Genomic DNA, 19491 nt, shown 5'->3' with positions numbered 1-19491 from the left:
GGCTTTGGAAGCTTAACAATCCACGGCAAAGTGTCATATCGTAAAATTCCGGCCCGCAGGGGCGGCGCCGGCAAACTCTGGGAGGAGTTCCATGAAGAAATCTGTTCTCGCTTTCGGCGCGCTCGCGCTTGGTGTCACCTTTTCCGCTCCTGTCATGGCGGCGGACGTTGCCGCCTGCCTGATCACCAAGACCGACACCAACCCCTTCTTCGTCAAGATGAAGGAAGGTGCTACGGCCAAGGCCAAGGAACTCGGCGTTTCGCTGAAGTCCTATGCCGGCAAGATCGATGGTGACAGCGAAAGCCAGGTGGCAGCGATCGAAAGCTGCATCGCCGACGGCGCCAAGGGCATCCTGATTGCCGCTTCCGACACCAAGGGCATCGTCTCTTCGGTCAAGAAGGCGCGTGAAGCCGGCCTGCTGGTCATCGCTCTCGACACGCCGCTCGAGCCGGCCGATGCCGCCGACGCCACCTTCGCCACCGACAACCTGCTCGCCGGCAAGCTGATCGGCCAGTGGGCCAAGGAAACCATGGGCGACAAGGCCAAGGACGCCAAGGTCGGCTTCCTCGACCTGACCCCGTCGCAGCCGACGGTCGACGTTCTGCGCGACCAGGGCTTCATGATGGGCTTCGGCATCGATCCGAAGGACCCGAACAAGATCGGCGACGAAGACGACAAGCGCATCGTCGGTCATGACGTGACCAACGGCAATGAAGAAGGCGGCCGCAAGGCCATGGAAAACCTTCTGCAGAAGGATCCGAGCATCAACGTCATCCACACGATCAACGAGCCGGCTGCTGTCGGCGCCTACCAGGCGCTGAAGGCCGTCGGCATGGAAAAGAACGTGCTGATCGTCTCAGTTGACGGCGGTTGCCCAGGCGTCAAGTCGGTCAAGGAAGGCGTCATCGGCGCCACCTCGCAGCAATATCCGCTGATGATGGCAGCCCTTGGCGTCGAGGCGATCAAGAAGTTCGCCGACAGCGGTGAAAAGCCGAAGCCGACCGAAGGCAAATCCTTCTTCGACACCGGCGTTTCGCTCGTCACCGACAAGCCGGTCTCCGGCGTCAAGTCGATCGACACCAAAGTAGGCACGGACAAGTGCTGGGGCTGAGCCAAATCTCTTGAAAGCAGAACGGCCGGGGCTTGATCCCCGGCCGTTTTCGACGGACGATGTACCGTCGCCTCACGAACCGGCTAAGCAAAGACCGGAAGGATATCGGTGACGGCCCCCGTGCGAATTCGGCGCGCGGATGCGGAGGAGGAACCATGACCGGAACACAGGAATTCGAACGTGTCCTCGACGGCAGCGACAAGAGCGTCGCCTCCTTCGAGCATCAGGATGTCTCGCTGATCAAGCGTGCCCAGCATTTTCTGCACTCGACGCCGGCCGCCGTGCCGCTGATCGTGCTGGTGCTGGCGATCATCATCTTCGGGATCGCCATCGGCGGACGGTTCTTCTCGTCCTACACGCTGACGCTGATCCTGCAGCAGATCGCCATCGTCGGTATTCTCGGCGCCGCCCAGACGCTGGTCATCCTGACTGCCGGCATCGATCTTTCGATCGGCGTCATCATGGTGATCTCGGCGGTTGTCATGGGCAATGTCGCCATCGCCTACGGCATACCGACGCCGATCGCGGTCGCAGCCGGCCTCCTCGTCGGCGGCCTTTGCGGATTGCTGAACGGCTTTCTCGTCGCCTACATGAAACTGCCGCCGTTCATCGTAACGCTCGGCACCTGGAATATCGTCATGGCGACGAATTTCATCTATTCCGCCAACGAGACGATCCGCGACACCGACGTCGATGAACAGGCGCCGCTGCTGCATCTTTTCGCCATGAGCTTCAAAGCCGGCACCGCCGTGCTCACACTCGGCGTCATCGCCATGGTGCTGCTCGTCCTCTTGCTCTGGTATGTGCTCAATCACACCGCTTGGGGCCGGCATGTCTATGCAGTCGGCGACGATCCGGAGGCGGCCAAGCTCTCCGGCATCCAGACCAAGAAGGTGCTGCTCACCGTCTATACCATATCGGGCGTCATCGCCGCCTTCGCCGCCTGGGTCTCGATCGGCCGCAACGGCTCGATCTCGCCATCCTCGGCGGTGACCGATTTTAACCTGCAGGCGATCACCGCGACGGTGATCGGCGGCATCTCGCTGTTCGGCGGCCGCGGCTCCATTCTCGGCACGCTGTTCGGTGCGATGATCGTCGGCGTCGTCTCGATGGGCCTCAACATGCTCGGCGCCGACCCGCAATGGAAAGTCCTTTTGACCGGCGTGCTGATCATTGCCGCCGTCGCCATCGACCAGTGGATCAGAAAGGTTTCGGTGTAATCATGGCTCGCGAACCCCTTCTCACCGCGCGCGGTCTCGTCAAGCGCTACGGCCGCGTGACCGCGCTCGACAATGCCGATTTCGACCTTTACCCCGGCGAAATCCTCGCCGTCATCGGCGATAACGGCGCCGGCAAATCCTCGCTGATCAAGGCGATATCGGGCGCCGCCACCCCGGACGAGGGGGTGATCACCCTCGAAGGCCGGCAGGTGCAGTTCCGCTCGCCGATGGAAGCGCGCGATGCTGGCATCGAGACCGTCTATCAGAACCTGGCTTTGTCGCCGGCGCTGTCGATCGCCGACAACATGTTCCTCGGCCGCGAGATCCGCAAGCCCGGCGTGCTCGGCTCGATGCTTCGCATGCTCGACCGGCCGGCGATGGAAAAGCTGGCGCGCAACAAGCTCTCCGAACTCGGCCTGATGACCATCCAGAACATCAACCAGGCGGTGGAAACGCTCTCCGGCGGCCAGCGCCAGGGTGTCGCCGTCGCCCGCGCCGCCGCCTTCGGCTCCAAGGTCATCATCATGGACGAACCGACGGCCGCCCTCGGGGTCAAGGAAAGCCGCCGCGTGCTGGAATTGATCCTCGACGTTCGCGCCCGCGGCATTCCGATCGTGCTGATCTCCCACAACATGCCGCATGTCTTCGAGGTCGCCGACCGGATCCATATCCACCGCCTCGGCCGGCGCCTGACGGTGATCGATCCCAAGGAATACACCATGTCCGACGCCGTCGCCTTCATGACCGGCGCCAAGGCGGTGCCGACGGAGCCGGTCGCGGCATGACGGTCAGCACCGAGGAAATCGCCGGCGAGGTCCTCAGCCGCGCCGGCGATAGCACGCGCTTCCTCATCGGCATTGCCGGCCCGCCAGGGTCGGGCAAGTCGACTATGGCCGACAATCTGGCGGCGGCGCTGAACGCCAAAGGCGAAAGCGCCGCAGTCCTGCCGATGGACGGCTTCCACATGGACAATGCCATCCTGATCGAACGCGGCCTTTTGGCCCGCAAGGGCATCCCCGAGACCTTCGATGTCCGCGGTTTCCTCGACATCGTCCGTGCCGTCAGGCCAGCCGACCAGGAGGTTCTGGTGCCGGTCTTCGACCGCTCGCGCGAACTCGCGATTGCTTCCGCCCGGCCGATCGATCCCAAGGACCGTTTCATCATCGTCGAGGGCAACTATCTGCTCTTCACGCAAGGTAAATGGGCAGAACTCGACGGCATCTTCGATTACACGATTATGCTGGCCCCGCCGATCGAGGTGCTCGAGGAGCGGCTCTGGGCGCGCTGGCGCGGTTATAATCTCACCGAGGACGCCGCCAGCGCCAAGGTCTATGGCAACGACCTGCCGAACGGCCGGCTGATCCTCGAAAACCGCCGTCCGGCCGATGTGACGCTGGAGATCGCGCTGGCGTGATGCCGCGACGACGACATGCATGAACAACGAGCTGAAGCGCGGCGCATGAATCGATTTCAATGCGCCGCGCTTTAGTGTTATTCGAAGCCGCAGACGCATCGCTTCGGAGGCCTGCCATGCAATCGATCACCATCCGCCGCCCTGACGACTGGCACCTGCATCTGCGCGACGGCGCCATGCTGGAAGGCGTGATTGCCGATACGAGCCGCACCTTCGCCCGCGCCATCATCATGCCCAACCTGGTGCCGCCGGTGGTCACCACATCAGACGCCATCGCCTACCGCCAACGTATCCTTAAAGCGCTGCCGGCCGGCCATCGTTTCCAGCCGCTGATGACGCTTTATCTCACCGAGCATACCAGCCCCGACGATGTCGAGGCGGGCGCAAAAAGCGGCCTGATCACCGCCGTCAAGCTCTATCCGGCCGGCGCCACCACCAATTCGCATGGCGGCGTGCGCGACATGGAAAAGGCGATGCCGGTGCTGGAGCGCATGGCAAAGATCGGCCTGCCGCTCTGCGTCCATGGCGAGGTGACGACACCTGAGGTCGATATCTTCGACCGCGAGGCTGTCTTCATCGACACCGTGCTCGATCCGCTGCGCCGACGCCTGCCTGAGCTGAAGGTGACGATGGAGCATGTGACGACATCTGATGGTATCGATTACATCAAGGCGGCCAAGGCCAATCTCGCCGGCTCGATCACCACTCACCATTTGATCATCAACCGCAACGCCATCCTGGTCGGCGGCATCCGCCCGCATTATTATTGCCTGCCGGTCGCCAAGCGCGAGAACCACCGGCTGGCCTTGCGCGCCGCCGCCACCGGCGGCGATCCGCGCTTCTTCCTCGGCACCGATTCCGCCCCGCATGTCGACCCGCTGAAGGAATGCGCCTGCGGCTGCGCCGGCATCTACACCTCGGTCAATACGATGAGCTGCCTTGCCCATGTTTTCGAACAGGAGGCCGCGCTGGAAAATCTCGAAGCCTTCGTCTCGCTGAACGGCCCGGCCTGGTACGGGCTTCAGCCGAACGAGGATCGCATCACCCTGGCAAAGCAGGCCGAGCCGGTCGTCTTCCCCGCCAGGATCGAAACCGGCGCCGGCCCGGTGACGGTGTTTGATCCGATGTTCCCGCTGCATTGGCAGGTGGTGGCATAAGCGCCACGTTTGTCCCTCACCCTCACCCTCACCCTCTCCCAGTAAAAACGGGGCGAGGGGACGTGCCCTGCGAGACGTCGGCGAGGGACGGAGAGGTCGCGGCATTTCCCCTTCGCCCCGTTTACGGGGAGAAGGTGGCGGCAGCCGGATGAGGGGCGCCTCAAGCGCGAGCTTCGCCTCGAAGTTACCGCTCTAACATTTCTATGTGCGGTGCATCATTTTTTAACGGAATGCATAAGACATTCCTCACCGCCGATCGCATAGCTTGCCAAGATTATCGGCGTGGCTGCAGTCGCGGAGACTGAAAAAGCATGATGCTTGACTATAACTCCCTTTTGCTGGCGCTCGGCGTCTCCACCGCATGCCTTGCCGTGACCTTGATGGGCAGCTGGCTGGTGCGTCGGGCCGAAACCGTGCTGCTCACCGCCAGCATCGGCCTGGTCCTCGTCATTGCCGGCATTTTCATCTACGGCGCCTATGTGAACAGGCCGGAGACATGGCTGGGTGTGGCCAATTTCGTGCTGTTTCATGCCGGTTTCGCCACCATATGGGGTGCCGGCAGACAGTTTCTCACCGGCCGGCTCGCTTTGCTCGGCATCTCTGCCCGTGCGCTGACGGCGATGGCTTTCTCCGTCGTGCCGATGCTGGCAGGTTATGACGGCCTGGCCTTCATATCAGACAATCTTGCCATTGCTTTGCTGCTCTTTGCCACCGCCCGGCAATATTGGCTCGCCCGCGCCGAAGCGCCCGCGCCGATCCTCGGCATCACCGCGCTCTATACGCTGACGGGGATCTCCTTCGTGCTCTGCGCCGCCGTGCTGATCGCCGATGGCAAGCTGGTGCTCGGAAGCGCGCCCAGCAACTGGGCCGAGGATCTGAGCCTTGCCGTCTGCATCGCCGGCATGACCGGGATCGGTGCGCTGTCGCTGGCGCTGCATCAGTGGCGGCTTGCCGCGCGCCACCGTCTCGAGGCGATCACCGATCCGCTGACCGGGCTGCTCAACCGCCGCGCCCTGTTCGATCAATACGGTACGCGTCCGATGGGCTCGACCACGGCCGTCATCGTCTTCGATATCGACCACTTCAAATCCGTCAACGACCGCTTCGGCCATGCGAGCGGCGATCGCGTGCTCAAGGTCTTCGCCGGCGAACTCGCCGCCCATTGCCGCCCCGGCGACATCGCCGCACGGTTGGGTGGTGAGGAGTTCGCGCTGGTGTTGAAGGAGATCATGCCCGGCCGGGCGGAACTGGCGGCCGAGCGCATCCGCAGGGCCTTCGAGGTGCGCGAGATTTACATCGACGACGAGGTGCTGAAATGCACGGTCAGCGTCGGCGTTGCGCCCGGCCGCTCGAAGCCGCTGGATTTCGACGCCATGCTGAACGCCGCCGACAAGGCGCTCTACGCCGCCAAACGGGGCGGCCGCAACCGGGTGGAACTAGCCGGCCACCTGCAGGCGGTTCCCGTCGAGGTATCGCGCACCGCGTCTTGATTCCGGGCGGATCCTCTGATGACGTCTTCCGGTGGCATACGGTCGTTAGCCAGCGGAATGCGGATCCATACTATAGAGATGGACTGGATAATCGGGACCGATGGCATCGCGGACGCGGCCACACCAGGCGGCGAAGGCGGGATAAACTGCGAGCGAAAAGCCGCAATCCTCGGCCCGGTGGCTATAGGCATAAACCGCAATGTCGGCGATCGACAACTCCTCGCCGACAACAAACGGGCTGTCGGTGAGGTCCCGTTCGAGTGCAGCGAGCGCCCGGTTTGCCGCGTCGCGCTTGCCCGCAATCATGCTCTGGTTACGCTCCAGCCGCCCCGTCAACGTCCAGAAGCGCAGCGAACCGATGACCGGCTCGACATGATATTGCTCGAAGAACAGCCACTGCATGACCTTGGCGCGCCGGTACCTGTCTGACGGCAGGAAGCGCGTCCCCTCGGCGAGAAAAGTGAGGATTGCGTTCGATTCGGCGATCGCACGCCCATTGTCGAGTTCGAGAACAGGGACGGCGCCCACCGGGTTGAGTTTCAGGAAAGCCTCGGTGCGGCACTCGCCCTCGAAGATCGATACTTCGCGACTGATATAAGGCATGTCGAGCAGGCCGAGCAAAACCCGGACCTTCCAGCCATTTTGCGACGGCAGATAATCGTGAAGCGTAAACATGGCGGTCCTTTCGCGACGATTGGCTCACGTTCGCACGCCGCCTCGAAACCAACCACCCGATTCCTGAAGGGGCATGTCGGTTAGCCAGGAAGCAATCATTCAGACGATCATCAGCGCCCTGATGAAGGCGACCGAAGCAAGCAGCGAGGCCACGGTCCGCACATGGTTCCACCACGTCCAGTCCCTGAGATAGGCGGCCCAGAGCTCGACTGCCTGCGGCCCACTGCCGCTCACCTTCTCCAGCGCATCGTTCATCGGCACATTGAAGATGATGGTCGAGAGGAAGGAGGCGAGGAGATAGAGGGCGGCGCCTGCCAGCATCAGCGTCGATGCGCCGCCGCGCCAGTCGATCAGGGCGAGCACTGTTATGACGATGCAGAGGATCGCCGTCGGCACGAAGAGACCCATGAACGGCGAGCGGACGATCGTGACATTGATCGAGTTCATCGCCGCAATGCCCTGTTCCGCAGGAATCCTGGAGAAGGCGGTCATGATGAAGGTCGAAAAGGCGAAGAAGATGCCGGCGACGAGGCCGCTGCCGATTGCCGCCGCCACGAGGGAAAGGATGAGGACGATCTGCATAGTCAGGCACTCCATATTCCGGATGCCGCGGCCCGGCGGGCATAGTGGCTGAAATCGGTGGCGGGGCGCCCGAGAATATCAGGGACGCCGCCCATGGTGCTGGAATTGCGCCCATCGAGCACCTGGCCGAAGAGCTCCTCCAGAAGGTCGATCAGGCCCTGTGGCAGGCCGGCTGCCGCAAGCCCGCCGGTGAAGTCTGCCATCGACACCTGCTGGTATTCGATCGACCGTCCGGCTGCCGCGGCGATTTCGGCGACCGCCTGACCGAATGTCAGCGCCCGGGGACCGGTCAGTTCGTAAATCTTGTTTCGATGGCGCGGATCGGTCAAGGCGGCTACGGCGGCATCGGCGATGTCGTCCGCATCGATGAAGGGTTCGCGGATCTCGCCCGCCGGCAATTGCAGCCGGCCGCCGAGGATCTGCTCGACAAAGGCACCCTCGCTGAAATTCTGGCAGAACCAGGAGGCGCGCAGGATGGTGGTGCCGATGCCGGAAGCGGTGAGCGCGGTTTCGCTCCGTTGCGCGCCCTCTTCGCCGCGGCCGGAGAGCAGCACGATATGCTCAAGACCGCATTCCCTGGCCACCTCGGCGAGGGTTGCGATCGCTTCTGCCGCCCAGGCGACGGCAAGATCCGGCTGGAAGGCAACATAGGCGCTCGATGCGCTCTGAAGCGCGCCGCGCCAGCTTGACCTGTCCTCCCAGTCGAAGGGACGTGCGCTGGAGCGCGATGCCGCGCGAACGGTGAGGCCGCGCGCTTCCAGGCGCTTGATGATGCGGCCACCGGTCTTTCCCGGCCCACCGACGACGACGATTTCGGAATTCTGCATGTCGAAGCTCCTTCCAAAGTTAAGAAACAAGAGAAACTCTCTCATTTGCAAAATGAGATAAACTCTCTTATTTTGTTTGTCAACCATGAGGAGCAGACGATGTCGCAACAGCCGGTCGCAACGCGCAGGCGCCAGCAGCAGCATTCGGGCCAGCCGCGCCGGATCCCCAGCCAGCAGCGCGGCCGCGAACGCTTCGAAAAGATCCTTGCCGTTGCCGCCGAGCTGATCGAAAGCCATGGCAGCGACGGCTTGAAGATGAGCGAGATCGTCGAAAAGGCCGGCCTCTCCTTCGGCGCCCTCTATCAATATTTCCCCGACAAGAGTTCGATCATCCGGACATTGGCCGAACGCTTCAACGAAGAGGGCAGGCGCTGCGTCGAGGCGGAGCTGGCGAAAGTGACCGACGCCGTGGCGCTGACAGCCGCGCTCGCCACGATCGTCGACGAATATTATGCCTTCTTCCGCCGCGAGCCGGTGATGCGCGACATCTGGCACGCAACCCATACCGATAAGCTGCTGCAGCAGATCGATGCCGAGGACATGGAATTTCACGCCCAGGCCTTTCTCGCCGTGCTCCTCCGCCTGTGGCCGGATCGCGACCGAAAGGAGCTTCTGGCGATCGCCCGGCTGACGATGCAGCTCCTTGCCGCCGCCGTGCGTTATGCCGTTTCGCTGGATGCGGAAGAGGGTGACGAGGCAATTGTCCTGTTCAAGAAGATGCAGGGACCCGATATCGGCCGTCTGTTGCGCTAATACGATCGTCCAGCGTCTGGAAACTCAGGCCTCTTGCTGCTATTCCCGCAGGGAACCGAGCCGAAGGAGAGCCGCATGATCCAGACCACGTTTCCCGACCGCGCCGTGATGGCCGAACTGGTGGCCAAGATGCTGTGGGAGATCAAGGCGGTGCATTTCAATGCGGGAGCGCCCTACAAGCTCGCCTCCGGCATGGCGAGCCCGGTCTATATCGATTGCCGCAAGCTGCTTTCCTTCCCGCGCATCCGCTCGACGGTGATGGATTTCGCCGCCAGCACCCTGTTGCGCGATGCCGGCTTCGAGCAGTTCGATTGCATCGCCGGCGGCGAGACCGCCGGCATCCCCTTCGCCGCTCTGCTGGCCGATCGCCTCGGCCTGCCGATGATCTATGTCCGCAAGCAGCCGAAGGGCCATGGCCGCAATGCCCAGATCGAGGGCAATATGCCGGAAGGCTCGCGCGTGCTGGTCATCGAGGACCTGACGACGGCCGGCGGCAGCATGTTCAAGTTCATCGAGGCCGTCCGTGCCGCCGGCGGCGTCGTCGATCACGGCATTGCGCTGTTCTTTTACGGCATTTTCGGCGACCAGCGCTTTGCCGATGGCAAGGTCCGGCTGCATCACATCGCCACCTGGCATAATGTCCTGGCCGTCGCCAAGGCGCAGAAGCTGTTCGACGACAAGACGCTTGAAGAGGTCGAAGCCTTCCTCGATGCGCCGCTGGCCTGGTCGGGACGGAATGGTGGCGTAAGTGAGCTTTCGCTCTAGCCAGTTGACAAAAGCTCACTTAATCGGTTGATGAACGTATAAGTCTGTTGGGAGGAATTCGATGATTTTGTGCTGCGGCGAAGCCTTGATCGACATGCTGCCGAGGGACACGACCCTTGGTGAAAAGGGCTTTGCCCCCTATGCCGGCGGCGCCATCTTCAATACCGCCATCGCGCTCGGCCGCCTCGGCATCCCCACCGCCTTTTTCACCGGCATTGCCGACGACATGATGGGCGAGATCCTGCTTGCGACGCTGAAGGCAGCCAATGTCGATTACAGCCCCTGCGCCATCACTCCGCGCCCCTCGACCATCGCCTTCGTCAAGCTGGTGAACGGCCAGGCGACCTACGCCTTCTACGACGAGGGCACGGCCGGCCGGATGATCACCGAGGCCGACCTGCCGATCCTTGGCGATGATTGCGAAGCGCTGCATTTCGGCGCAATCAGCCTGATCCCCAGCCCCTGCGGCGAAACCTATGAAGCGCTGCTCGACCGCGAAGCCGCAAGCCGCGTCATCTCGCTCGACCCGAACATCCGTCCCGGTTTCATCAAGGACAAGCCGGCGCATATGGCCCGCATCAAGCGCATGGCCGCCAAATCCGACATCGTCAAATTCTCCGACGAGGATCTCGACTGGTTCGGTCTGACCGGCGACCACGATACGCTCGCCGCCCACTGGCTGAACCACGGCGCCAAACTGGTCGTCATCACCAAGGGCGCCGAAGGCGCCTCCGGTTATACCAAAGAGCGCAAGGTGACGGTGCCGAGCCAGCGCGTCACGGTCGTTGATACGGTCGGCGCCGGCGATACCTTCGATGCCGGCGTGCTGGCCTCGTTGAAGATGGACAATCTGCTGACCAAGGCCCAGGTCGCCTCGCTCGACGAGCAGGCGCTCCGCAACGCCCTCACCCTCGGCGCCAAAGCCGCCGCCGTCACCGTCTCCCGCGCCGGCGCCAACCCGCCCTGGGCGCATGAGATTGGGCTTTAAGGGAGCTTCCGCCCCCATCTGCTGCCGCCAACGCCCTTCGGACCCTCGCAAGCGGGGCGAAGGGATATGGCCGCGACCTCTCGATTCCCTTCGTCTCCTTAGCGGCGGACCTCGGATGGTATTTCATCCGGCTGCTGGCAAGGCTCGGTCTGGCTTCGGCGATCAAGCTCCCGCACACAATCGTGCCACGGCGAGGCTTGAGGCGCGTCGACGTATCCGAGACTGCCGGTGGCAATCATTCGCCATATCACGCGGCGGGTCAGGCGGAATCTCGCCCATGAGTGCGTTATCCTCTCCAACAAGCCGTAAATCGCACGATGAAGCCTTGGCAAGCTTTCGAATCGTGCTTTAGGTTGCGGCCCGAAAAGCAAACGGGTCGAACAAAAGATGCGCCTTACAGACTGCTATAATTTTCACGATTTCCGGCGCATGGCCAAACGGCGTCTTCCCGGACCGATCTTCGACTATATCGATGGCGCCGCCGATGATGAGGTGACCTATCGGCGCAATACGGCGGCCTTCGAGAATTGCGACCTGGTGCCCGACGTTCTCAGGGGAGTGGCCGAGGTCGACATGTCGGTGACGGTCATGGGGCAGAAGCTGGCCATGCCGGTCTATTGCTCGCCGACGGCGCTGCAGCGGCTTTTCCACCACCAGGGGGAGCGGGCGGTGGCGGCAGCGGCGGCAAAACATGGTACGATGTTCGGCGTCTCTTCGCTCGGCACGATCAGCCTGGAGGAAGCCCGGCAGATCAGCGACGGGCCGCAGATCTATCAGTTCTATTTCCACAAGGACCGCGGCCTCAACCACGAGATGATGGCGCGGGCGAAAAATGCCGGCGTGCAGGCAATGATGCTGACGGTCGACAGCATCACCGGCGGCAACCGCGAGCGCGACAAGCGCACCGGTTTTGCCATTCCCTTCAAGCTCAATCTCGCCGGCATGACCCAGTTCGCCATTAAGCCTTCCTGGGCGATCGACTGGCTGACGCATGAGCGCTTCCGGCTGCCGCAGCTCGAAAACCACGTCAAGATGGATGGCGGCTCGCTGTCGATCAGCCGATACTTCACCGAAATGCTCGACCCGTCGATGTCCTGGGATGACGTGGCGGAGATGGTGCGCGCCTGGGACGGACAGTTCTGCCTGAAGGGCATCATGTCGGTCGAAGACGCCAAGCGCGCTGTCGAGATCGGCTGCACCGGCATCGTGCTGTCAAACCATGGCGGGCGCCAGCTCGACGGCTCGCGCAGCGCTTTCGACCAATTGGCCGAGATCGTCGACGCCGTCGGGGATCGCATCGACGTCATGATGGACGGGGGCGTGCAGCGGGGAACGCATGTTCTCAAGGCTTTGTCGCTCGGGGCAAAGGCCGTCGGCCTCGGCCGCTACTATCTCTTCCCGCTTGCCGCCGCCGGACAGCCCGGCGTCGAACGGGCGCTGCAGACGATGCGCACCGAGATCGAGCGCGACATGAAGCTGATGGGCTGCACCACGGTCAGCCAACTGAGCCGGCGGAACCTGCGCTTCCGCTCCTGAGCGGGGGCGGCGGCGTCCGCCCCTCATCCGGCTGCCGCCACCAACCGGGGTCGAGCCGCTGGTCTCGACCCGTCCTTCGGACCCCCGTAAACGGGGCGAAGGGGAACAAGCCGCGCCCTCTCGTCCCCCGCCTACATCACGTATGGCACGTCCCCTCGCCCCGCAAGCGGGGAGAGGGTTAGGGTGAGGGGCAGTCCAGAACACTTACTTCGCAAGCTTTGCCAGCGCCGCAACCAGGCCCTGCGTCGATGAGTCGTGCGATGCGGCACTCTCCTTGCCCTCGACAACCGGCAGCAGGCCCGTTGCCAGTTCCTTGCCGAGTTCGACGCCCCACTGGTCGAAGGAGTTGATGCGGAAGAGCACGCCTTCGACGAAGACGCGGTGTTCGTAAAGCGCGATCAGGCGGCCGAGCGCGTAAGGGGTGAGCTTGTCGTAGACGAAGGTGATCGACGGACGGTTGCCGGTGAAGACGCGGTGCGGGGCGATGAAATCGGCCTTTTTGCCGTCCATGCCCTTGTCGGTCAGCTGCTTCTTTGCTTCGTCGAAGGTGCGGCCCTTCATCAGCGCTTCCGATTGGGCGAGAACGTTCGAGATCAGCAACTGGTGCTGATGGCGCAGTTCCGGCTCGAAAGCATTGGCGGCGATCATGAACTCGGCTGGGATGATGCTCGTGCCCTGGTGGATCAGCTGGTAGAAGGCGTGCTGGCCGTTGGTGCCGGGTTCGCCCCAGACGACCGGGCCGGAATTGCCCTCGACCGGCGTGCCGTCGATGGTGACGCCCTTGCCGTTCGATTCCATGTCGAGCTGCTGCAGATAGGCGGGAAAACGCGACAGCCGCTGATCGTAGGGCAGGATGGCGCGGGTGGAATAGCCGAGCACGTTGCGATGGTAGAAGCCGATCAGGCCGAGCAGCATCGGCAGGTTCTCGGTAATTGGTGCCTTACGGAAGTGATTGTCGATGGCATGGGCGCCATCGAGGAACTTGCCGAAATTAACCGGGCCGACGGCGATCATCAGCGGCAGGCCGATCGCCGACCAGATCGAGTAGCGGCCGCCGACCCAGTCCCAGAAGCCGAAGACGCGGGCGCTGTCGATGCCGAAGGCGGAAACCTTGTCGAGCGCCGTCGAGACGGCGGCGAAGTGGTGCTGCACAGCCACTTCGCCGAGCGCCTTGGCGATGAAATTGCGCGCCGTCTGCGCATTGGTCATCGTTTCCACGGTGGTGAAGGTCTTCGAGGCGACGATGAACAGCGTTGTCTCAGGCTGCACCAGCTTGAGGATATCGGCGATATGGGCGCCGTCGATGTTGGAGACGAAATGCGCCCGCGGGCCGTCATGGAACGGGGCAAGCGCCAGTGTCGCCATCACCGGGCCGAGATCAGAGCCGCCGATGCCGATATTGATGACATCGGTGATCGCCTTGCCGGTCGCACCCTTCAGCGTGCCGGAGCGGATGTCGTCGGCAAACTTGCCCATGGCGGCCAGCACCGCATTGACGTCGGGCATGACATCCTTGCCGTCGACCAGAACCGGCGTGTTGGAACGGTTGCGCAGCGCGGTGTGCAGAACGGCGCGATCCTCGGTGAAATTGATCGCCTTGCCGGAGAACATCTCCTCGCACTTCTTTTCGACGCCACCCTCTTCGGCAAGCTTGACCAGCAGCTTGAGGATGTCGTCGTTCACCGCCGTCTTGGAAAAATCCATCAACAGGTCGTCAAGCGAAACCGAAAAGCGCGAAAAGCGCTCGGAATCGGAGGCGAAGGCGGCACGGATATCGGTTGCCTTGGTGGCATCAGCGGTGCTTTTCAGCTGTTCGACGATGGCGTTCATGGGAGGCTCCTCTGGAGGCGGAAAGGTTGCGGAAACTATTCGCTTTATCGGGCGCAAATCAAGTTCAGCCACCGCTCCAGATACAAAAAAGCCATCCGCGGCGAACGGATGGCCGTCAATTTCATGAGGTTGTTAAATTAGCCGCGCAGGTCCTTGCGCAGGATCTTACCAACAGGCGACTTCGGCAGCTCGGTGCGGAATTCGATGAAGCGCGGGCGTTTGTAGTTGGTGAGATTGGCGATGCAATGGGCTTTCACCTCGGCTTCCGTCAGCTTCGGGTCCTTGCGAACGACGAAGAGTTTGACCGCCTCGCCCGAATGCCCGTCCGGCACGCCGATCGCCGCCGCCTCGAGGATGCCGGCGTGCATGGCGGCGACTTCCTCGATCTCGTTCGGATAGACGTTGAAGCCGGAGACCAGGATCATATCCTTCTTGCGGTCGACGATCTTGGTAAAACCGCGGTCGTTCATGAAACCCATGTCGCCCGAGCGGAAATAGCCGTCCTCCGTCATCACCCGCGCCGTTTCCTCGGGCTTCTGCCAGTAGCCGGCCATCACCTGCGGCCCGCGGATGCAGATCTCGCCGACGTCACCGAGCGGCAGCGAATGGCCGTCCTCATCGCGGATATCGAGGTCGGTGGAGGGCATCGGCAGGCCGATCGTGCCGGTGAACTCGGCCGAATCGAAACGGTTGGCGGTGGCAACCGGCGAGGTCTCGGAAAGGCCGTAGCCCTCCGTTACCGCCGTGCCGGTTATCTTAAGCCAGCGTTCGGCGACCGGGCGCTGCACGGCCATGCCGCCGCCAAGCGACATGATCAGCGGCGAGAAGTCGAGCTTGGCGAAATCGGCATTGTTCATCAGCGCGTTGAACAGCGTGTTGAGGCCGGGGAAGATATGCACGTCGGACTTGCCGAATTCCTTGACGAGGCCGGGAATGTCGCGCGGATTGGCGATCAGGATGTTGCGGGCGCCGAGCGACATGCCCATCAGCGAATTCACCGTCAGCGCGAAGATGTGGTAGAGCGGCAAAGCGCAGAGGAAATTCAGCACCTCGGGCTGCTTCTTGCGCTCGAAGGCCGAGCGGAGCCAAAGCGACAGCTGCAGCTTGTTGGCAAGCAGGTTTGCATGCGTCAGCACCGCGCCCTTGGCAACGCCGGTCGTGCCGCCGGTATATTGCAAAAAGGCGATATCGCTGCCCGCAAGCGTGACCGGCTCAAGGCTTTTCCTCGCGCCTTCCCGCAGCACCTGGCCGAAGCTCTTGTGCTCAGGGATCGACCAGGAGGGCACGAGCTTCTTCACCTTGCGCACGGTGAAATTGACGATCAGCCCCTTGATCCCCAGCATGTCACCGAGCGAGGTGACAACGACATGGCGGAGGTCGGTCTTGTTCAAGACCTGCTCGACCGTGCGGGCAAAATTCTCCAGCACGAAGATCGCCTTGGCGCCGGAATCGCGCAACTGGTGTTCGAGCTCGCGCGGCGTATAGAGCGGGTTGACGTTGACGACGACGAGGCCGGCCCGCAGGATGGCATAGGTCGCGACCGGGTTCTGTAAGACGTTCGGCATCATCACGGCGACGCGGTCGCCCTTCTCAAGGCCGGTGCTCTGCAGCCAGGCGGCGACCTTGCGCGTCTGGCTCTCCAACGCGCGATAACTCATTGCCTTGCCCATGCTGGCAAAAGCGGTCCGGTCGGCGTAGCGGGCACAGGATTTTTCCAGCAGTTCCGCCAGCGAGGCATATTCCAGCGGCGGGAGTTCGGCCGGAACCATATCGGGATAGGCGGCAAGCCAGGGTTTCTCAGGCCTGGCGCCGTTCGGATGGACGGAAATGCTGTTCATCGTGTCTCTCTCCCCTGCTGCCGCCGCGCCGACGATCGGTCGGCAGATCGACCGGAAAGATCCTCCATCTTCCAGTCCGGCAGCTTATGCCATTGCTCGAATGGTTCAAGCCGAATTGAAGCTATACTAACCTTGACGTAAACGTCAATAATGGCCCGTTCGAGCAGCGGAACTTTGAGTCTAGCGCCACGTTGTCTAGGTACCCCCGTGAGGAACCAAAGGAGATGCACAATGCTCAATCAGGAAACTGACGCCAACCGCGGTGATCCGAACGCGAAGAGCACGCATTCGCTAATCGCCAGCGACCGCGTCGAGGGCACCCGTGTCTACGGCGCCGATGGCAGGCATATCGGCTCGATCGAACGTCTGATCATCGGCAAGCTCGACGGCCGCGTCGCCTATGCCGTGCTGAGCTTCGGCGGCTTCCTCGGCATCGGTCACGATCACTATCCGCTACCCTGGGAAAAGCTCAACTACGACACCAAGCTGGATGGCTATCGCATCGACCTGACCAAGGAACAGATCGAAGGCGCACCGAGCTATTCGGACGATGACGACAGCTGGTACAACGACAATGGCCGCCGGGTCTATGACTACTACGGCGTGCCGCCCTACTGGATGTAATCTCGTTCGATAGGCCGAATTGGAAGGGCTCCGCGGATGCGGGGCCTTTTTGGCGTGCTGTTGTCGGTGGACGTTGACGAGGGACGGAGAGGCTGCGGCATATCCCCTTCGCCCCGCAAGCGTGGGTCCGAAGGACGGGTCGAGACCCGTGGCTCGACCCCGGTCGGTGCCGGCAGGCGGATGAGGGGCTGCGTTTTACTCCCCCGCAACAAGATCATTGGCCGACCGCAACACTATCCCGATCGTAATGTCTTCAGCGACGATCACCTTCGCCGTCTTCACCGCAAACACATGGCTCTCGCCCGGCAGCAGCGTCACCAGCATCGAATCGACGACGGCATCCGGGTCCAGCCGATCCGCCATCAGGCAGAGATCCTTCAGGAAACTCTCAGCCGTTACCGCAACCGCAAAGCCGCCATCGATCGCGCTGACACCGACGCTCAGCCGCGGCGCCGGCAGGGCAAGCGCGATATCCTCGACGAAATAGTGAAAAGCCCGCCTGTCGAGCATCTCGACGACGATGACCTCGTCCTTCGGTACGTTGGGCCTGACGATATCTTCGGGCAGCGTAAATTCCTTAGCCTCGAAGCGGTCGCAGAGCAGCCGCCAGAATTCGAATTCGGCAAGCACCGTGCCGTCGAGCCTCAGGCGTTTGCCACTGATCTTCGCCCGCCAGAACAATGTGCGCTCATTGACCGCCACCGCCGCCAGTCCGTCGCCGCGCGGCTGGATGGTCAGCAGGCGTGGATCATAGGCGGCCTTCAGCGCATACCAGAGCGGCTTGCGGCGGCCGGCCGAATCCAGTGCGGCCCATGAGGTCACCGGCCAGCAGTCGTTGAACTGCCAGACCACCGCGCCCTTGCAGATATCCCGGTGAGAACGCATGTGCTCGACGCCGAAGCGGATGGCACGGGCCTGGTTGAGCTGGGTGGCGAAGTGCCAGTCGTCCATGGTCTTCGGCTCCGGCAGATGGCCGGCGAGGCCGCGGATCAGCTTGTCATTGCCTTGGGTGGCCTTCTGATGGTGAAAAACGCCGTTCGATTGCGGCGTCAGCGGTGCGTCATGCACGCTCTCTTCGATCGTCGCCCAGGCAGCCGGCGCCTGCCAGCCGAATTCGGAGCAGAAGCGCGGGATGTAATTGCGGTAGACTTCGTAGCCGACATCGTTCCAGACGTCCCAGATATGTTTGCAGCCATGGCCGTCGGCATTGGGTTCGATCTCCATCGAGCCGGAATAGGGGCTGCCGGGATAATAGGGTCGGTCGGGATCGAGTTCAGCGCAAAGCCTAGGCAGCAGGTCGAGATAGTAGCCGAGCCCCCAGCTTTCGCCCGCCTTGATGATCGGCCGCCAGCCCCATTCGTCGAAGCCCCAGATGTTCTCGTTATTGCCGTTCCAGAGAATCAGTGAGGCATGCGGCATCAACCGCACGACATTGTCGCGCACTTCAGCCTCGACCTCGCTTCTCAGCGGCTCCTCCTCCGGATAGGCGGCGCAGGCAAAGAGGAAATCCTGCCAGACCAGCATGCCCATGCGATCACAGGCTTCGTAGAATTCATCGCGCTCGAAAATGCCCCCGCCCCAGACGCGCAGCATATGGATATTGGCGGCCTTCGCCTCGTCGATTCCAGCAGCATACCGCTCGGCCGTCACCCGGGAGGGAAAACAATCGTCGGGAATCCAGTTCGCGCCCGCGATGAACAGCGGCACGTCGTTGATGACGAAGGTGAAGGCCGAGCCGTGCGCGTCGGCCGAGGTGTCGAGCCGCAAAGAGCGGAAACCAAGTTCACGTTGATGGCTGTCGAGCAGGTCGCTGCTGGCATCGTCGACGAGCTCGAGCGTCAGGGGATAGAGCGGCTGCGCGCCGAGATGATGCGGCCACCAGAGTTTTGGCGAGGGAAGGACAAGCTCGAAGACGACCTCGTCTTCCCCAGGGTCGATCGTAACCGTCTTAGTCATGCCGCCGATTGCGGCGACAAGCTTGCAGCCCGCCTTATCGCCATGCCGCGCGATCCTGGCATGGATCTTGACCAGTCCGTCGCCGCCGGCAAGCGTGGCCGACACCCGTGCCTCGGCAAGCCGCGCCCGATCCCAGCTTTCCAGCCGCACGGGTTTCCAGAGGCCCGCCGTCACCAGCGTCGGCCCCCAGTCCCAGCCGAAATTGCAGGCCATCTTGCGCATCAGATTGCCCGGTCCCGGATAATTGTTGGGACGGTAGCCGTAATGTTTCTCCATCTCCGCGCCATAGGCATAGGCGGAACGAAAGGTAACGCTGAGGTCGTTCTGGCCAACCTTCAGCAATCTCGAAACATCGAAACGAAAGGTGCGGTTCATATTGAATGTGCGGCCGATCTCTTCGCCGTTGAGCGCGATCGTCGCGATCGTATCGAGCCCGTCGAAGACCAGCTCCTGCACCCTGCCATCGTCGGGCGTTGCCTCGAAGCGGCAGCGATAGCTCCAGTCGGCTTTGCCGACCCAGTCATTGGTGATCTCGTTGACGTCGATATAGGGATCGGCGATCAGCCGGCTGGCGAGAAGGTCGAGATGCACACAGCCCGGCACCGTTGCGGCGATGGCATCAGGCAGGCCGGGTCTTGCTGTATCGTTGCAGGAGAGCGTCCAGCCGGAATTCAGCGTGGTCTTCTCGATCATGGATGGCTCCTGATTATGCCGCTCGAAACTGT

Annotated in this window: 17 protein-coding genes and 1 pseudogene; 12 read left to right on the top strand and 6 right to left on the bottom strand. The window is 62.5% G+C overall.

Annotated elements, in window-relative coordinates:
- Positions 1–91: 91 nt before the first annotated feature.
- The 6 genes from HJB84_RS30855 (at position 92) to HJB84_RS30830 (ending at position 6392) form a co-directional block, all read left to right on the top strand.
- Positions 92–1111 carry a sugar ABC transporter substrate-binding protein gene (locus tag HJB84_RS30855; RefSeq protein WP_207582736.1) on the top strand — a complete coding sequence of 340 codons (1020 nt, stop codon included), beginning with the start codon at positions 92–94 and terminating at the stop codon, positions 1109–1111.
- A 155-nt stretch (positions 1112–1266) separates the two neighbouring features.
- Positions 1267–2331 carry an ABC transporter permease gene (locus tag HJB84_RS30850; protein ID WP_221117774.1) on the top strand — a complete coding sequence of 355 codons (1065 nt, stop codon included), beginning with the start codon at positions 1267–1269 and terminating at the stop codon, positions 2329–2331.
- Positions 2332–2333: 2 nt separating this feature from the next.
- A complete protein-coding gene (locus HJB84_RS30845; RefSeq protein WP_207582738.1) occupies positions 2334–3116 on the top strand; it encodes an ATP-binding cassette domain-containing protein in 783 nt (260 codons plus the stop codon).
- Positions 3113–3745, top strand: a complete 633-nt coding sequence (locus HJB84_RS30840; RefSeq protein ID WP_207582739.1) for a nucleoside triphosphate hydrolase — start codon at positions 3113–3115, stop codon at positions 3743–3745. The genes HJB84_RS30845 and HJB84_RS30840 overlap by 4 nt, the downstream gene beginning before the upstream one ends.
- Positions 3746–3861: 116 nt before the next feature.
- Positions 3862–4902 carry a dihydroorotase gene (gene pyrC, locus HJB84_RS30835; protein ID WP_207582740.1) on the top strand — a complete coding sequence of 347 codons (1041 nt, stop codon included), beginning with the start codon at positions 3862–3864 and terminating at the stop codon, positions 4900–4902.
- Positions 4903–5213: 311 nt separating this feature from the next.
- Positions 5214–6392 carry a diguanylate cyclase gene (locus HJB84_RS30830; protein WP_221117773.1) on the top strand — a complete coding sequence of 393 codons (1179 nt, stop codon included), beginning with the start codon at positions 5214–5216 and terminating at the stop codon, positions 6390–6392.
- Between the two features lie 45 nt (positions 6393–6437).
- On the opposite strand, the gene HJB84_RS30825 is transcribed toward HJB84_RS30830, so the two are convergent.
- The 3 genes from HJB84_RS30825 to HJB84_RS30815 form a co-directional block, all read right to left on the bottom strand.
- On the bottom strand, positions 6438–7067 hold the full coding sequence (locus HJB84_RS30825) for a glutathione S-transferase family protein (protein ID WP_207582742.1): 630 nt from the start codon (positions 7065–7067) through the stop codon (positions 6438–6440).
- A gap of 99 nt (positions 7068–7166) precedes the next feature.
- Positions 7167–7649 (bottom strand): DUF1772 domain-containing protein, encoded by a 483-nt coding sequence (locus HJB84_RS30820; protein WP_207582743.1) that lies wholly within the window; start codon positions 7647–7649, stop codon positions 7167–7169.
- 2 nt (positions 7650–7651) lie between these two features.
- The gene (locus tag HJB84_RS30815) at positions 7652–8476 is read right to left on the bottom strand and encodes an NmrA family NAD(P)-binding protein (RefSeq protein ID WP_221117772.1); all 825 of its coding nucleotides are present in this window, start codon (positions 8474–8476) and stop codon (positions 7652–7654) included.
- Between the two features lie 99 nt (positions 8477–8575).
- Here HJB84_RS30815 and HJB84_RS30810 point away from each other — a divergent pair, with 99 nt between their 5' ends.
- From HJB84_RS30810 to HJB84_RS30795, 5 genes and pseudogenes are all read left to right on the top strand, one after another.
- Positions 8576–9229 carry a TetR/AcrR family transcriptional regulator gene (locus HJB84_RS30810; RefSeq protein WP_207582744.1) on the top strand — a complete coding sequence of 218 codons (654 nt, stop codon included), beginning with the start codon at positions 8576–8578 and terminating at the stop codon, positions 9227–9229.
- 75 nt (positions 9230–9304) lie between these two features.
- Positions 9305–9994, top strand: coding sequence for an orotate phosphoribosyltransferase (locus HJB84_RS30805; protein WP_221117771.1), 690 nt, complete (start codon positions 9305–9307; stop codon positions 9992–9994).
- Positions 9995–10055: 61 nt separating this feature from the next.
- A complete protein-coding gene (locus HJB84_RS30800) occupies positions 10056–10982 on the top strand; it encodes a carbohydrate kinase (RefSeq protein ID WP_207582746.1) in 927 nt (308 codons plus the stop codon).
- Positions 10983–11089: 107 nt separating this feature from the next.
- Positions 11090–11263 (top strand): annotated as a pseudogene (locus HJB84_RS34040) (acyl-CoA desaturase); the annotation flags it as partial.
- Between the two features lie 106 nt (positions 11264–11369).
- Positions 11370–12518: an alpha-hydroxy acid oxidase gene (locus tag HJB84_RS30795; RefSeq protein WP_207582747.1), complete on the top strand. Its 1149-nt coding sequence runs from the start codon at positions 11370–11372 to the stop codon at positions 12516–12518.
- Between the two features lie 204 nt (positions 12519–12722).
- On the opposite strand, the gene pgi is transcribed toward HJB84_RS30795, so the two are convergent.
- Entirely contained in the window at positions 12723–14348 is a 1626-nt protein-coding gene (gene pgi / locus HJB84_RS30790) for a glucose-6-phosphate isomerase (RefSeq protein ID WP_221117770.1), read from the bottom strand.
- Between the two features lie 137 nt (positions 14349–14485).
- Positions 14486–16186, bottom strand: a complete 1701-nt coding sequence (locus HJB84_RS30785; protein ID WP_207582749.1) for a long-chain fatty acid--CoA ligase — start codon at positions 16184–16186, stop codon at positions 14486–14488.
- Between the two features lie 231 nt (positions 16187–16417).
- On the opposite strand from HJB84_RS30785, the gene HJB84_RS30780 reads away from it, so the two are divergent.
- Complete coding sequence (locus HJB84_RS30780) at positions 16418–16810, top strand: PRC-barrel domain-containing protein (RefSeq protein ID WP_207582750.1); 393 nt, start codon at positions 16418–16420, stop codon at positions 16808–16810.
- Positions 16811–17005: 195 nt separating this feature from the next.
- Here HJB84_RS30780 and HJB84_RS30775 read toward each other — a convergent pair whose 3' ends face one another.
- A complete protein-coding gene (locus HJB84_RS30775) occupies positions 17006–19459 on the bottom strand; it encodes a glycoside hydrolase family 2 protein (protein ID WP_221117769.1) in 2454 nt (817 codons plus the stop codon).
- Between the last annotated feature and the right edge of the window lie 32 nt (positions 19460–19491).

The sequence above is a fragment of the Rhizobium sp. NZLR1b genome (assembly GCF_019685155.1).
Lineage (GTDB): Bacteria > Pseudomonadota > Alphaproteobacteria > Rhizobiales > Rhizobiaceae > Rhizobium.
Note: the sequence above shows the minus strand (reverse complement) of the source record. Positions and strands in the feature narration are given on the sequence as shown.

What these genes read in the sequence shown, in the direction of transcription:
- HJB84_RS30855 (WP_207582736.1), top strand. Translation starts at nt 92, where the DNA reads ATGAAGAAATCTGTTCTCGCTTTCGGCGCGCTCGCGCTTGGTGTCACC.
- HJB84_RS30850 (WP_221117774.1), top strand. Translation starts at nt 1,267, where the DNA reads ATGACCGGAACACAGGAATTCGAACGTGTCCTCGACGGCAGCGACAAG.
- HJB84_RS30845 (WP_207582738.1), top strand. Translation starts at nt 2,334, where the DNA reads ATGGCTCGCGAACCCCTTCTCACCGCGCGCGGTCTCGTCAAGCGCTAC.
- HJB84_RS30840 (WP_207582739.1), top strand. Translation starts at nt 3,113, where the DNA reads ATGACGGTCAGCACCGAGGAAATCGCCGGCGAGGTCCTCAGCCGCGCC.
- pyrC (WP_207582740.1), top strand. Translation starts at nt 3,862, where the DNA reads ATGCAATCGATCACCATCCGCCGCCCTGACGACTGGCACCTGCATCTG.
- HJB84_RS30830 (WP_221117773.1), top strand. Translation starts at nt 5,214, where the DNA reads ATGATGCTTGACTATAACTCCCTTTTGCTGGCGCTCGGCGTCTCCACC.
- HJB84_RS30825 (WP_207582742.1), bottom strand. Translation starts at nt 7,067, where the DNA reads ATGTTTACGCTTCACGATTATCTGCCGTCGCAAAATGGCTGGAAGGTC.
- HJB84_RS30820 (WP_207582743.1), bottom strand. Translation starts at nt 7,649, where the DNA reads ATGCAGATCGTCCTCATCCTTTCCCTCGTGGCGGCGGCAATCGGCAGC.
- HJB84_RS30815 (WP_221117772.1), bottom strand. Translation starts at nt 8,476, where the DNA reads ATGCAGAATTCCGAAATCGTCGTCGTCGGTGGGCCGGGAAAGACCGGT.
- HJB84_RS30810 (WP_207582744.1), top strand. Translation starts at nt 8,576, where the DNA reads ATGTCGCAACAGCCGGTCGCAACGCGCAGGCGCCAGCAGCAGCATTCG.
- HJB84_RS30805 (WP_221117771.1), top strand. Translation starts at nt 9,305, where the DNA reads ATGATCCAGACCACGTTTCCCGACCGCGCCGTGATGGCCGAACTGGTG.
- HJB84_RS30800 (WP_207582746.1), top strand. Translation starts at nt 10,056, where the DNA reads ATGATTTTGTGCTGCGGCGAAGCCTTGATCGACATGCTGCCGAGGGAC.
- HJB84_RS30795 (WP_207582747.1), top strand. Translation starts at nt 11,370, where the DNA reads ATGCGCCTTACAGACTGCTATAATTTTCACGATTTCCGGCGCATGGCC.
- pgi (WP_221117770.1), bottom strand. Translation starts at nt 14,348, where the DNA reads ATGAACGCCATCGTCGAACAGCTGAAAAGCACCGCTGATGCCACCAAG.
- HJB84_RS30785 (WP_207582749.1), bottom strand. Translation starts at nt 16,186, where the DNA reads ATGAACAGCATTTCCGTCCATCCGAACGGCGCCAGGCCTGAGAAACCC.
- HJB84_RS30780 (WP_207582750.1), top strand. Translation starts at nt 16,418, where the DNA reads ATGCTCAATCAGGAAACTGACGCCAACCGCGGTGATCCGAACGCGAAG.
- HJB84_RS30775 (WP_221117769.1), bottom strand. Translation starts at nt 19,459, where the DNA reads ATGATCGAGAAGACCACGCTGAATTCCGGCTGGACGCTCTCCTGCAAC.